Annotated in this window: 10 protein-coding genes and 1 pseudogene; 9 read left to right on the plus strand and 2 right to left on the minus strand. The window is 70.4% G+C overall.

What is annotated here, in order from left to right:
• The first annotated feature begins 6 nt into the window (after positions 1-6).
• The 3 genes from ACYVF6_RS45670 (at position 7) to ACYVF6_RS45680 (ending at position 2458) form a co-directional block, all read left to right on the plus strand.
• Positions 7-813 carry an endonuclease/exonuclease/phosphatase family protein gene (locus tag ACYVF6_RS45670; protein WP_460533342.1) on the plus strand — a complete coding sequence of 269 codons (807 nt, stop codon included), beginning with the start codon at positions 7-9 and terminating at the stop codon, positions 811-813.
• The gene (locus tag ACYVF6_RS45675) at positions 810-1619 is read left to right on the plus strand and encodes an SDR family NAD(P)-dependent oxidoreductase (RefSeq protein ID WP_460533345.1); all 810 of its coding nucleotides are present in this window, start codon (positions 810-812) and stop codon (positions 1617-1619) included. The genes ACYVF6_RS45670 and ACYVF6_RS45675 overlap by 4 nt, the downstream gene beginning before the upstream one ends.
• A 227-nt stretch (positions 1620-1846) precedes the next feature.
• Positions 1847-2458 carry a DJ-1/PfpI family protein gene (locus ACYVF6_RS45680; protein ID WP_460533348.1) on the plus strand — a complete coding sequence of 204 codons (612 nt, stop codon included), beginning with the start codon at positions 1847-1849 and terminating at the stop codon, positions 2456-2458.
• A 129-nt stretch (positions 2459-2587) separates the two neighbouring features.
• Here the strand turns inward: ACYVF6_RS45680 and ACYVF6_RS45685 are convergent, their stop codons facing one another.
• Entirely contained in the window at positions 2588-3586 is a 999-nt protein-coding gene (locus tag ACYVF6_RS45685) for a helix-turn-helix domain-containing protein (RefSeq protein ID WP_460533351.1), read from the minus strand.
• Between the two features lie 42 nt (positions 3587-3628).
• Complete coding sequence (locus tag ACYVF6_RS45690; RefSeq protein ID WP_460533354.1) at positions 3629-5125, minus strand: amidohydrolase family protein; 1497 nt, start codon at positions 5123-5125, stop codon at positions 3629-3631.
• 157 nt (positions 5126-5282) lie between these two features.
• On the opposite strand from ACYVF6_RS45690, the gene ACYVF6_RS45695 reads away from it, so the two are divergent.
• The 6 genes and pseudogenes from ACYVF6_RS45695 (at position 5283) to ACYVF6_RS45720 (ending at position 13539) form a co-directional block, all read left to right on the plus strand.
• Positions 5283-6080: a DUF427 domain-containing protein gene (locus ACYVF6_RS45695; RefSeq protein ID WP_460533357.1), complete on the plus strand. Its 798-nt coding sequence runs from the start codon at positions 5283-5285 to the stop codon at positions 6078-6080.
• Between the two features lie 75 nt (positions 6081-6155).
• Positions 6156-8591, plus strand: a pseudogene (locus tag ACYVF6_RS45700) (penicillin acylase family protein).
• A 58-nt stretch (positions 8592-8649) separates the two neighbouring features.
• Positions 8650-10740: an outer membrane protein assembly factor BamB family protein gene (locus tag ACYVF6_RS45705; RefSeq protein WP_460533359.1), complete on the plus strand. Its 2091-nt coding sequence runs from the start codon at positions 8650-8652 to the stop codon at positions 10738-10740.
• Positions 10741-10938: 198 nt separating this feature from the next.
• The gene (locus tag ACYVF6_RS45710) at positions 10939-12876 is read left to right on the plus strand and encodes a YncE family protein (protein WP_460533362.1); all 1938 of its coding nucleotides are present in this window, start codon (positions 10939-10941) and stop codon (positions 12874-12876) included.
• A 22-nt stretch (positions 12877-12898) separates the two neighbouring features.
• Positions 12899-13381 (plus strand): LysE family translocator, encoded by a 483-nt coding sequence (locus ACYVF6_RS45715; protein WP_460533365.1) that lies wholly within the window; start codon positions 12899-12901, stop codon positions 13379-13381.
• A complete protein-coding gene (locus ACYVF6_RS45720) occupies positions 13351-13539 on the plus strand; it encodes a hypothetical protein (protein WP_460533369.1) in 189 nt (62 codons plus the stop codon). Before ACYVF6_RS45715 ends, ACYVF6_RS45720 begins: the two co-directional genes overlap by 31 nt.
• Positions 13540-13583 lie beyond the last annotated feature (44 nt).

Below are 13583 nucleotides of genomic sequence, written 5' to 3' on the forward strand. Positions count from 1 at the left end.
TGCCGCATGAAGGCGATGACGTACAACATCCTGAACGGCGGGCAGGACGACCTCGACTACGGCCGGCTCGAGTCGGTGCTCGAGGTCGTACGGGCCGAGGCGCCGGACGTGCTCGTGGTGCAGGAGCTCAACCACGCCGAGCTGTTCGGGCATCGCGTACTGCATCGCCTGGAGAACGACACCGGCCTGCGCGGCTTCCTGGCGCCGGCGAAGACCGGCTACCACGTGGGCGTGTTCGTACCGAAGCGATGCGAGGTACGCAAGACCGAGGCCGACAGCGACCACTTCCACCACGCCGCGCTGGAGGTCGTCGTCGAGACGTCGGCGGGGCCGCTCACGATCGTGGGCACGCACCTGTGCCCGTTCGGCGGTGAGGTGCGAGTGGTGGAGGCGCAGTACCTCACGCGCTTCGCCAGCAGCAGCGACCGGAAGGTGCTGCTGATGGGCGACCTCAACTCCCTGTCGCCGTCGACGGACCACGCCGAGCTGGTGAAGCGGCTTCCGGCGGTGCAGCGGGCCCGGCACGTGGTGCCCGGCACGGAGTACGAGGTCGATACGCGGGCGGTCGCAACCCTCACCGGTGCGGGGTTCGTCGACCTCTGGCAGCGGTTCCACGCCGGCGAGCAGGCCTACACGATCCCGACCGCCAGCCACGCGCGGAAGGTCTTTCCGGGTGCGCGGATCGACTACATCCTCGGCAGCGAGTCGGTCGCGGAGCTGGCGAGCTCGTGCGCGATCGTGTCCGGCGATGCGGCCGACGTGGCGTCCGATCACTACCCCGTCGTCGCCGAGTTCGACTTGGAGCTGGTGTGAGTCCCGATCCCGGACCGAGCACTGTCGCGCTGGTCACCGGAGCGAGCCGGGGCATCGGCCGTGACATCGCGATCGGCCTTGCGCGGAAGGGGATCGCGGTCGGCCTGGTCGCGCGTGACGGCGACGCGCTGGAACGCGTCCGCGCGGAGTGCGGGCCGAAGGCGGCGATCGCGACCGCCGACGTGACGTCCGGCGAGCAGGTGCGAGAAGCCGTGGCGGCCGTGCGAGAACAGCTCGGCCCGATCGACCTGCTGGTCAACAACGCCGGCCGGATCGAGTCGAGCGAAGTGCCGTTGTGGGAGGCCGATCCCGACGAGTGGTGGGCGATCGTCGAGACCGACCTGCGCGGGCCGTTCCTGTTCTGCCACGCGGTGCTGCCGGAGATGGTGTCGCGCGGCGCGGGCCGGATCGTCAACCTGACAAGCGGTGTGGCGATCGCCGACGGCGTGATCTACAGCGGCTATCGGGCGGCGAAGACCGCGCTGGTCCGCGTCACGGCCGCGATCATCGCGGCGGCGGGGGAGCGGGGGATCACCGCGTTCGACGTCTCGCCGGGCCACGTGGCCACCGACATGACGCTGTCGATGGAGATGCACCGCGGCCGTACGGAATGGACGCCTCCGGAGGCCGTCACCGACATCGTCACCACGATCGCCGCCGGCCGAGCGGACTCGTTGTCCGGCCGCTACCTGCGAGCCGGCACCGACGACATCGAAGCGCTGCTCGCCCGGGCCGACGAGCTGTCCCGCCTGGACGCGCGCACGCTCCGCCTCCGCCCCTACGGCGACGACGATCCGCTCGCCTGACCCGCCCCCCGCGAATGACCACGTTAACCACGTAATTGGCGGGTTAACCACGCCCCGGGACGTGGCGAAGCACCTATTTACGTGGCTAACGTGCGCGGCCGAACAACGAGACCGAGCGCGTGGGGATTGGCCGGAGACCTGCGCTTCCTGGCCGGTGAACGGTGGCGGCGCTCGGTCCGCCGGACGGAGCATGGAGCCCTGGCAAACCGGAACTCGAGGAGGACTCCGTGGCTACCGATCGTCCGAGTGAGATGAACGTCGGCATCTACCTGTTCGAAGGCGTCGAGGAGCTCGACTTCGCCGGCCCGTGGGAGGTGCTGGGCGCGTGGTCGCGGATGGACACCGGCCCGGCCGAGGTGACCACGGTCGCCGAGACCAGCGAACCACTGCGATGCGCGCACGGCCTGACCGTCACGCCCGACCGGGCCTGGGCCGATCGGCCGGCGTACGACCTGCTCGTGCTGCCGGGTGGCAGGGTCGGCAACGTGAACAACTCCGCGGTCCACGAGCGCCTGCGTGCGCTGTCCGACGCCGGGACGCTGATGGTGAGCATCTGCAACGGTGCACTCGTGTACGCCGAGGCGGGCCTGCTCGACGGCAAGCCGGCCACCACGCACTGGGGCTCGATCGAACGGCTCGAGGAGCTCGGCAAGGAGCCCGGCCGCGACATCGAGGTCCGTCCCGAAGCCCACTATGTCGACGCGGGCCAGGTGCTCACCGCCGCCGGCGTGTCGGCCGGGATCGACCTGGCCCTGTACCTCATCAAGCGGCTCGACAGCGAGCAAGCCGCCAAGGACGTCCGCCGCTACATCCAGTACGACCCGCAGCCGCCTGTCTAGGCCGGGCCGGCGGATGTGCTGCGCTCGCGGGAGCATCCGCCGGCAGTACGGCCGGGGTGTGACCAGCACGTGGCGGGCGAACTCCGGTCGCGTCGCCCGGTACGTCCGGTGCGACCCGCAGCCGCCTGTCTAGGCCGGGCCGGCGGATGTGCTGTGCTCGCGGAAGGTTCGGCGGTACTGGCGGGGTGAGACCAGCACGTGGCGGGCGAACTCGGACCGCATCGCCGATGCCGACGCGTACCCCGCCAGCTCCGCCACCCGGTCGACGGCGGCGTCGCTCGACTCCAGCAGTTGCTGGGCCAGCCGCAGCCGCTCGCGCCGTAGCCACTGGCTCGGCGCCATCCCGAGCAGCTCCTCGAACCGGCGGCGCAGGCTGCGCACGCTGAGGTTGCCCTGCCGCGCCAGGGCGGGCACGTCGATCCGGTCGCCGAGATGTGCCCGTCCCCAGTCGAGCAGCGCGGCGAACGACGCGTCGTTCGAGCTCGCCGCGGTCGCCTGCTCGACGTACTGCGCCTGGCCGCCGTCGCGGTACGGCGGCATCACGATCCGCCGCGCCACCGCGTTCGCGACGGCCGCGCCGTGGTCCAGGCGCACCAGGTGCAGGCACAGATCGATGCCGGCCGCGGTGCCTGCCGAGGTGTAGACGTCGCCGTCGGCGACGTACAAGACCGCCGGGTCGATCGTCGCGCCGCCGGCCACCGCGGCCAGCCGGTCGGCGTACTTCCAGTGGGTCGTCGCCCGCCGGCCCGCCAGCAGTCCGGCCGCGGCCAGCACGAACGCACCCGTGCACAGCGAAACCACCCGGGCGCCCTGCCGGTGCGCGGCGTTCAACGCCTCCACCAAAGGTGCCGCCGGCACGTCCGACGGGTCGCTCCAGCCCGGCACGATCACGGTTCCGGCCTCGGCCAGCGTGTCCAGCCCGTACGGAGTCTCGATCACGAACCCGGTCGAGGTCCGCACGGGCCCGTCGACGGCGACGAGCCGGAAGTCGTACCACGGCCGCACGATGTCCGACCGGTCGACGCCGAACACCTCGCACGGCACGGCCAGGTCGAACGTCAGCGCGCCCTGGTCGATCACCGCGGCGACCAGCCCACGCTGACGTTCGACCGGCCGAGCCTCGTCCATGTCTCGACAGTCTGGCAGGGCGGGCAACCCGCCGGACGCACCTCAGGCGGAACGGCAGCAGCCGGCGATCGCTGTCGCGGCGGGCCGTGGTGTGGTCTCGGCGGCCGCCTCGACCTCGGCGAGCATCCGCTCCCGTTGCGCCCGCGTGATCAGCGTGCCCCGGTTCACCACAGCATGGATGCGCCGCAGGTTGCCGATGTCGTCCAGCGGCGAACGATCCACGATCAGCAGGTCGGCCGACCTGCCGGGCGCCACGGTCCCGGTCACGTGCCCGATCCCCGCCGTCCGCGCCGCGTCGCGCGTTCCTGTCTGGATCGCCCGCATCGGCGACAGCCCGGCGGCCACGAGCTTCTCCAGTTCGTCGTGCATGCTGAAGCCCGGAACGCCGTACGCGGGCAGGCCGCAGTCGGTTCCGGCCGTGAGCGTCACGCCGGCGGCCTCGAGCTCGGCGACCAGCCGCAGCAGGCGTTCCCACGTCTGCTGCCCGGCGGCGATCTGCTCCGGCGTCCAGTCCGGCCCGAGCTGCGCGTCCCAGTCGCCGCGCAGCCACGACGGCACGTACTTCGCCTGCTCGTTGGCCTTGACGACCTGCGGCGCGAAATAGAAGGTGCGGTTGACGTGCAAGGTCGGCTCGATGACCGTCCCGCGGCGCCGCAGCGACGCGAACAGCCGCGCCGCCCGTCGCGGGTCGTACTCCTTGGCCGCCGCGGCTTCCAGCTGGCGAACGAGGATCCAGCGCAGGACGGGATTGGCTGGATCGATCGGGTTCGCCGCGATCTGCCGGCGTACCTCGTCCCTCGTGCTCGCGACGTCGATGATCAGCCCCCAGAGGTGCTCCATCGTCAGCATCCCGAGCTCGCTGCCGCGTTCGGTGCTGACCTCGTCGGGCAGGTGCCCGGAGAACGGCAGCCCGAGCCGGCGCGCCTCACCGGCGATCGCGGTGAGCAGTTCGTCGTTCAGGTGCGAGAACACCTTGATGAAGTCGGCACCCTCCGCCCGAGCCTGCCGTACCGCGGCCCGCGCCTCCTCCGGTGTACGGACGCCGGTGATGTCACCGGGAAAGAACGAGTACGGGCCGTCGATCGCGTTGCTGGCCAGCACCATCCGCGGCCCGACGAGCTCGCCGGCCTCGATCCGCCGGCGCATCGTGTGGTGGAACGGCCGGCCCATCATCTCCCGGATCGAGGTCACGCCGTTGGCTACGTACAACGGGAGGCAGATCCGCTCCAGGTCGAGCGTGTGCGTGTGCATGTCGACCAGTCCGGGAAGCACGTACGTGCCGCGTACGTCGACGACCCGGACCCCGTGAGGCACGCCGGCGCGCAGACGTCCGACCGCGGCGATCTCCCCGCCGACCGTGACGATCGTGCTGTCCGGCCTGGGCCGCCCGCCCGTCCCGTCGATCAGGGTCCCCCCGGTGTAGGCGATCGCCTCCCCACCGGCCGCGAACGCCGGCTGCCCAGCCGATCCGGCGCCGGCGAGAGTCAGCCCACTCGCGGACAACCAGCCGAGCACCTGCCTGCGGCTCACCTGCTGCATGTACCCCTCCAAGGTCGGAACGCTTTACGGACTAAGACCGCGATCCGGCCCGGAAGTCATCGAACGCGGGGAGCCCCGGCGGTCCGCGGTGGCTCACCAGCCTCGGCGATCCGTCGAGCCCATCGCATAAGCGCGGGAGCGGGGGAAGACTGGGGCTATGACACTGACGATCGGACACGGACCGCTGGCCGGCAAGGCACGCGAGACCGTCAACTACCGAATCGAGGGTCCAGCACACCGTCTGTTCTTCGAGCCGTTCCCGCGCCGCGTCCGCGCGACGTTCGGCGGCATGGTCGTCATCGACTCCGATCAGGCGATGCTGCTGCACGAGACCGGCCTCCTACCGCAGCTGTACGTGCCGTGGGAGCACGTCGCCGCGGTGGTGAAGCCGACCGACCATCACACGCACTGCCCGTTCAAGGGCGACGCGTCCTACTGGTCGATCGCCGTCGGCGACCGCACCGCCGAGAACGCGATCTGGTCCTATCCCGAGCCCATCCAGGAGTCCGGCTGGCTGCTCGGGTACGCCGCGGCCTACTGGGACAAGCTGGACGCCTGGTACGACGAGGACGAGCAGGTCAGAGGCCACATCCGCGACCCCTACCATCGGATCGACGTCCGCCGGATGTCGCGGGCGGTCAAGGTCACGCTCGACGGGCACCTGGTCGCCGAGTCCGACCGCGCGCTGGTGCTCTCCGAGACCGGCCTGCCGAACCGCTACTACATCCACCCCGGCGACGTGCGCACCGAGCTGTTCAAGTCGTCCGACACGCAGACCCACTGCCCGTACAAGGGCGACGCGTCCTACCTGACACTCCACCTGCAGGACCGCGAGCTCGAGGACGCCGCCTGGCTCTACTCCGAGCCGTACGACGGCGTGTCCGCGATCCGCGACCACATCTGCTTCTACGACGAGAAGGGTTTCGACGTCCAGCTCGACCCTGCCGAGGGTTGAGACCGGGTCAGGCCAGCCTGCGCTCCGGGTCTTTCCCGATGCGGCCCGTGACACCCGCAGGCGAGCCTGATGATCATGAAGACTCCAATCCTCATCGGGCTCACGACGGCTGTGCTCGCACTCGGCGTCACGGTACCCATCGCCGTGCCCCTCATCGCACCCGTGGCCGCGGCCGAGCGGCCGCGAGCGACCGTCCGCTACACCGAATACGGCATTCCACACGTTCTGGCCGGCGACTTCGGGTCGCTCGGTTACGGCCAGGGCTACGCCGCCGCCCGCGACAACCTCTGCGTGATCGCGGACGGCATGCTGACGCTGGGCGGCGAGCGATCGCGCCACTTCGGTCCCGACACCGCGCCGACGACGATCATCGCCGCCACCCGGACCAACCTCGCCAGCGACACCTACTTCACCGCGATCAACGACTCCAAGGCGATCGAGAAGCTGCTGGCCCAGCCCGCACCACGAGGCCCGAAGCCCGAGGTCCGCGAGATGGTCCGCGGGTACGCCGCGGGCTTCAACGCCTATCAGCGCGAGGGACACCGCGCCTCCTGCCAGGACGCCGGCTGGCTGCGGCCGATGACCGAGCTCGACATCTACCGCCGGGTGTACGCGCTCGGCCTGCTGATGAGCCAGAGCCAGGTGCCGGAGAACATCGCGGCCGCCGCGCCACCGCAGCCCGGCGCGCCGGAACCCAAGCCCGCCGGCGATCCGGCCGCCGCTGCCCGCGCGTTCGCCACGAGCATCGACGGACCGGGCAGCAACGCGATCGCGGTCGGCCGCACGGCCGCCCGCGGCGGCCGCGGCATCTCGCTGGCGAACCCGCATCTGCCCTGGGTCGGCGACCTGCTGTGGTGGAAGGAGCGGGGTGGGCCCGTGCGGCCGTAGGCCGCGGGGGCTGGATAAACACAGTCTCAGCTCACGATCCCGGGCCGCTACAACGCGGCGGGAGCGTCGTTCGTCGGTACGCCGTTCATCTCGCTCGGCCACAACGAGACGCAGGCGTGGAGCGGCACGATCGCCGACGCGATCAGGCACTTCACGCTGTTCGAGCTGAAACTCGCACCGGGCAAGCCGACGACCTACCTGGTGGACGGCCGCGAGGAGCGGATGCGCGAACAGCAGATCACCGTCACGGTCAGGCAGCCGGACGGCAGCCTCGCCGAGGTCACGCGCCACCAGTGGAACACGAGGTACGGCCCGGTCGTCGACGGCATGCGTGACCTGAGCCTGCCCTGGACGTCGACCACCGCCTACGCCTTCGCCGACCCCAACGCGGGAAACCTGCGGATGCTCAACTCCCTGTTCGAAGCCGGCCGGGCCACGGACAGCAAGGATTTCCTGCGCAAGATGCGGGAAACCCAGGGCATGCCGGTCTTCAACCTGCTGGTGGCCGACCACAAGGGCGACGTCGCGTACGCGGCCACGAGCGTCGTCGCGAACGTCACGGACGAGCACGCCGCGCGCTGCAACACCGAGCTCGGGAAGCAGACGTTCCCGTCTGCGGGCATCGCGGTGCTCGACGGCTCGCGTCGCGCCTGCGCGTGGCAGAACGACCGGGACGCGATCCAGCCCGGCACGTTCGGCCCGGCGAACCTGCCGACCCAGGTCCGCACCGACTACGTGGCCAACTCCAACGAGTCGTACTGGTTGACCAACGCCAACCAGCCGCTGGAGGGCTACGACCGGATCCTCGGCGGCGAGCGCTCGATCCGCAACGTGCGCACCCGCGACACGATCACCGAGATCACCGACCAGCTCGAGCAGGGGCCGTTCACCGCGCAGGCCATGCACGACCTGCTGTACTCCAACCGCTCCTACTCCGCGGAGCTCGTTCGCGACGACACCGTACGAATGTGCCGCGAGCAGGGCTCTGAGCTGGCCACGGCGTGTGACGTGCTGGCGGACTGGGACCTGCGCTGGAACGTCGAAAGCCGTGGCGCTCTGCTGTTCGGCCTGTACTGGGAGCGGCTCTACCGCGCGCTGCCCGACGAGGTGTTGTGGAAGGTGCCGTTCGACGTCCACGACCCGGTGAACACGCCGAACACGCTGAACACCGCCGCGCCCGAGGTCAGGACCGCGCTCAGCGCGGCCGTCCAGCAGCTCCAGCAGGAGGGTATCCCGCTGGACGCGAAGCTCGGCGACCACCAGTACGTCAGGGTCGGCGACCGCAAGCTTCCCCTCGGCGGTGGTTCGGCCGTGAACGGGGTGTTCAAGATCGTCGCCAGCGACTGGGTGCCGGGGGAGGGATTCACCCGGATCGGTGGACTCGGCTCCAACAGCTCCAGCTATCTGCACATCGTGGCGTTCGACGGCGATCGCTGCCCCGACAGCCGGACGCTGCTGACGTACTCGCAGTCAGCTGATCCGACGTCTGCGCACGACAACGATCAACTGGAGCTGTTCTCGAAGAACCAGTGGGTGACCGAAAGGTTCTGTGAGCACGAGATTCAGGCCTCGCCGGAATTCAGCGTCCTCCGGCTCGGGTCGAAGGGCCTGATTGGGCCGTAACCGGGAGACACTTAGAGGCAAGGTCCCAAAGCTCGAGGAAACAGGTAGGTTGCGTCGAATGCGGCAGGAACGGCAGCACGCGCGACGCCCGCGCACACCGGTCAGCCGGATCATGTCCGGCATCTGTGTGCTGGCGATGCTGTTCCTGCTGCCCGCGCCCGCCTCCTTCGCCTCGCATCCACCACAGGCCCAGCCGACGCCGGCCGCGACCGACACCAGACCGCGACCGGTGCCCGACGTCGAGACCGGCCCGAAGGTGCTCGACCTCGGCCCGGCCTCGCTGGTCACCTCGACGATGGTCGCCGAGCAGATCGGCGACCGGATCTACGCCGCCAGCAACGGCCTCACGCCGGTGCTGGTCGGCGCGTACGACCCGGCCCAGCATCGGGTGACCAAGACCTACAAGCTGCCGACCGGCACCGGCGCCTGGGCGATGGCCCACGTCGGCACCGACCTCTACGTCGGCGTCTACGGCCCCGCCCACCTCTACAAGATCGACACCGTGCGCGGCACGGTGCGCAAGGTCGCCGAGCTCGGCACCTGGATCTGGTCGCTCACCGCCGCACCCGACGGCAAGCTGTTCGCCGGCACCTACCCCCGCGGTGAGGTCTGGCGCTACGACCCGAAGACCGGCAAGGCCGCCAACCTCGGCCGGGTGGTGCCGGACCAGCAGTACGTCCGCAGCATCGCCGCCACCAGGACCACGATCTACGCCGGCGTCGGCACCGACGCCCACCTGGTCGCGATCGACCGCCGTACCGGCCGCAAGACCAACCTGCTGCCGTCGAAATACTCCGGCCGTACGTTCGTCGCCACGCTCTCGCTGTCGCGCGACGGCCGTACGCTCGCGACCAGCCTGACGCCGAAGGGCACGCTGCTGGTGTTCCGGCTCGGCGCGAACGGGCTCGCGAGCGGTGCACCGGTCGAGGTGCAGGCCCGCGGCGAGACGTTCAGCTCGGCGGTTCAGGTCGCGGCCAACGGTGACATCTACTTCGGCGCGCGCCCGACCGGCAACCTCTACCGCTATCGCCCGGCCACCAGGAAGCTCACCAACCTCGGCGCTCCCTATCCCGGCGCCACGTTCTACCGCATCTTCCCCGGACGCGACGACCAGAGCGTGCTCCGCGCGGAGGTCGAGACCGGCGTGGTGGAGTACGACCCCGCGAGCAGGACGTACTCCACGTCCGACCTCGCCGAGGCCGGCCTGGTGCCCGGCCCCGAGCTGCCGATGGCGATCGCGGTCGCCGACTCCAAGGTGCTGGTGAGCGGCAAGCACGGCATGCAGATCCACGACATCGGCACCGGCGCCAGCCACCGGGTTCCGATGCCGGGCGAGGCCAAGGCGATCACGCCGGTCGGCGACCCGGCGTCCGGGCCGAAGAACAGATCGGCGAACGACACCGTCTACCTCAGCGCCTACACCCAAGCCAGGGTGCTGCGCTGGAACGTCCACAGCACTGCCCCCGAGCTGCTGGGCCTGGTCGGTCACCAGCAGACCCGGCCCACCGACGCCTGGTACGAGCCGAAGCACGACGCGCTGCTGGTCGGCACCGAGCCCGACTACGGGCAGATGAACGGCGCGCTCACGATCCGCGAGCTGGGCAGCGGCGAGATGCGGACCTATCGCGGCCTGATCCCCGACCAGACCGTCCGTTCGGTCGTCTCCGACGGCGACGTCGCCTATCTCGGCGGCGCCACGCGCAACGGTCTCGGCACCCGGGCCACCGCCGACCGTGCGACGCTGGTCGCGTTCGACCTGCGGACGCGCAAGGTGCTCTGGCGGGCCGCGCCGCCGCCCGGCGTCACGAGCCTCACCGACCTCGCGGTGTTCCGCGGGCTGGTCTACGCCGTGACCGACGGCGGCTCCCTGGTGGTGTTCGACCCGGCGCGCCGGAAGGTGATTTCGTTCACTCATCCGGGCGCGAACCGCAGCACGCTGGTCGAGGCCGGCGGCCGGTTGTACGCCACTGACGGCGATCGGCTCTACCGGATCGATCCGCGCGACTCCGAAGCGCCACGGATCACCACGATCGCCGACGGCTTGCGCGCGCAGTGGTACGGAGCGTCACCCTTGCTGGCGGCCTGCCCGGACGATCGCTGCGTCTATGCCCTGAAAGTTCGCAACCTGGTACGGATTCGGCTCATCTAACGAGGTGCGAGCAGCGGCGGTGGGTTCGGCTGCTCATCCGCGAAAAGGTCCAGTTCCCGGTATGTTTCTGGGCTGGCACGTGTGGCGAGGCACGCGATGGTGGGCAGCCGGCTGGGAGGTCGTCGTATGTGGTGGGAGCGGTCTTGGCTCCTCCGCGCTCTGATGATCTTCTGTCTTGGCGCTGCCGGCTTCGTCACTATGGGTGTTCCCTTCGACAGTTCCAGCTCCATTCGCGCGCTGCGCGCCACGACGGCCGAGCCGCCTCGAATCGAGAATCTCGGGCCCGCGTCGTCCGTCACGGCGACGACCGTGGCCGACCAGGTCGGTGACCGGCTCTACACCGCGACGGCCGGCGTCTCGCCGGTGGTCGTCGGCGCGTACGACGCGGCGACCAAACGGATCGACAGGAAGTTCCCGCTGCCGACCGGCGATGGCGTCTGGGGCATGACGCACCTCGGCACCGATCTCTACGTCGGCACGTACGGGCCCGGGCACCTGTACAAGATCGACACCGTGGCCGGCACGGTCACCAAGGTCGCCGACATGGGGCAGTGGATCTGGGCGCTGACGGTCTCGCCCGACGGCAAGATCTTCGCCGGCACGTACCCCAACGCCGAGGTCTACGAGTACGACCCGGCGACCGGCCGGACCAAGAACCACGGCGTGGTCCAGGCGGGCGAGAAGTACGTCCGCAGCATCGCGGTCACCGGCGACACCATCTTCGCGGGCATCGGGTCGCACGCCCACCTGATCGCGATCGACCGGTCCTCCGGTGCCAAGCGTGACCTGCTGCCGGCCAAGTACGCCGACCGGACGTTCGTCGCGACGCTCGACATCGCGGGCGACACGCTCGCGGCTGCTCTGTCGCCGACCGCGACCATGCTGGTCTACGACCTGCGCGACCTGTCCGCGCCGCCGCGCGAGGTGCAACCGCCGGACGACTCCTACGTCACGGCGGCGACCGTCGAGCCGTCGACCGGCGACGTCTACTTCGGCACCCGGCCGTCCGGCACGCTCTATCACTGGGTCGCGAGCAGCGGCGAGCTGAAGCGGCTCGGCCAGCCGTTCGACGGCGCGACGTTCTACCGCATCTTCCCGTCCGCGCGGACGATCCGGGGCCAGCTCGCCGGGCACGTCGTCGACTACGACGTCGCCAGCGGCGAGTTCAGCCTGGTCGACCTGGCCGAGGCCGGCCTGCCCGCGCAGCCGGAGCTGCCGATGGCCGTCACGATCAGCGGCGGACGTGCGCTGGTCAGCGGCAAGGGCGGTATCCAGGTCCACGACCTGGCCGGCGGTGACAGCACGCGGATCAGCCTGGTCGGCGAGGCCAAGACGATGACGCCGGTAGGCCGCCCAGGAAGAGAGACTGTCTATCTCGGCGTCTACACGCTGGCGCGGCTGTTCCAGATGCGTTCCGATCGGCCCGGAAACGACTACAGCCTCGCCGAGCTGGACCCGATCCGGAACGAGCAGACCCGCCCGACCGACGCGACGTACGTGGCCTCGCGGCGTGCGCTGCTAGTTGGCACCGAGCCCGACTACGGCAAGCTGAACGGCGCGCTGTCGATCCGCGACCAGCGCGACGGCAAGCTGGACGTCTATCGCGGGGTGATCCCGAACCAGACCGTGCTGTCCGTCGCGGCGACCGACCACAACGCCTACCTCGGCAGCTCGACGCGCAACGGGCTCGGCACCGACCCGATCGTCAAGGAGGCGACGCTCTCGCAGTTCGACCTCCGGACACGCAAGGTGCGCTGGCAGATCACGCCGGTGCCCGGCGCGACCGCGATCACCGACGTCGAGGTCTACCGCGGGCTGGTCTACCTGCTGACGAACACCGGCAAGCTCGCGGTGGTCGACCCGACGCGCCAGACGGTGCTGTCGGTGACGCAGGCCGGCGCGGGCTGGGGCTCGCTGGTCCAGGCCGGCGGCGGTCTCTACGGCGCCGACGGGTTCACGCTGTTCCGGATCGACCCGGCCGCCGGCCGTGACTCCGGCGACCCGCCGCGCGTCACGGTGCTCGTAGAGGACCTCGACTCGGAGTGGTACGGCAGCCGCCCACTGCTCGCCGCGGCGCCCGACGGCCGGTCGCTGTTCGCCTTGCAAGGACGCGACTTGGTTCGGGTCTGGCTGTAACTCTGCCTGTAGCTTGGACGGCATGGTGGCTATTGACCGGCTGCTGGCGTTCGCGGCCATGGCGTTCCTGCTGATCGTCGTTCCCGGACCCAGCGTGCTGTTCACGATCGGGCGGGCGCTGGCTCACGGCCGGCGGACCGCGCTGATGAGCGTCCTCGGCAACGCGACCGGCGCGTTCCTCCTGGTCGCGACCGTGGCGCTCGGAATCGGCGCCGTGGTGGAGCGTTCCGTGCTGGCGCTGGCAGTGCTGAAGTATCTCGGCGCGGCCTACCTCGTCTACCTGGGAGTGAAGGCGATCCGCTCGCGTGGGTCGCTTTCGGCCGTGCTCGCCGACGTCGAGGTGGGCAGGGACCGCGGCTGGCGCACGCTGTGGGACGGGTTCGTCGTCGGCGTGACCAACCCGAAGACGATCCTGTTCTTCGTCGCGGTGCTGCGCAGTTCGTCGACCAGGGCCGCGGCCACTCGGCCCTGCAGATGCTGCTGTTCGGGCTGGTCTTCTGCCTGATCGCGCTGACGTCCGACAGCGTGTGGGGCCTGGCGGCGGCGACCGCACGCACCTGGTTCGCCCGTTCGCCGCAACGTCTCGCGATGGTCGGCGGCGCCGGCGGCCTGGCGATGATCGGCCTCGGCGTGGGAGTCGCCGTCACCGGCCGCAAGGACTGAGTCCCAGAGTCCGCAGGCCGCCGGGTTTCCGGCGGCTTTCGGGT

This window comes from Flindersiella endophytica (genome assembly GCF_054779015.1).

Coding starts and splice junctions, on each gene's coding strand:
- ACYVF6_RS45670 (WP_460533342.1), top strand. CDS start 7: ATGAAGGCGATGACGTACAACATCCTGAACGGCGGGCAGGACGACCTC.
- ACYVF6_RS45685 (WP_460533351.1), bottom strand. CDS start 3,586: ATGGACGAGGCTCGGCCGGTCGAACGTCAGCGTGGGCTGGTCGCCGCG.
- ACYVF6_RS45690 (WP_460533354.1), bottom strand. CDS start 5,125: ATGCAGCAGGTGAGCCGCAGGCAGGTGCTCGGCTGGTTGTCCGCGAGT.
- ACYVF6_RS45695 (WP_460533357.1), top strand. CDS start 5,283: ATGACACTGACGATCGGACACGGACCGCTGGCCGGCAAGGCACGCGAG.
- ACYVF6_RS45705 (WP_460533359.1), top strand. CDS start 8,650: ATGCGGCAGGAACGGCAGCACGCGCGACGCCCGCGCACACCGGTCAGC.
- ACYVF6_RS45710 (WP_460533362.1), top strand. CDS start 10,939: ATGGGTGTTCCCTTCGACAGTTCCAGCTCCATTCGCGCGCTGCGCGCC.
- ACYVF6_RS45715 (WP_460533365.1), top strand. CDS start 12,899: ATGGTGGCTATTGACCGGCTGCTGGCGTTCGCGGCCATGGCGTTCCTG.
- ACYVF6_RS45720 (WP_460533369.1), top strand. CDS start 13,351: ATGCTGCTGTTCGGGCTGGTCTTCTGCCTGATCGCGCTGACGTCCGAC.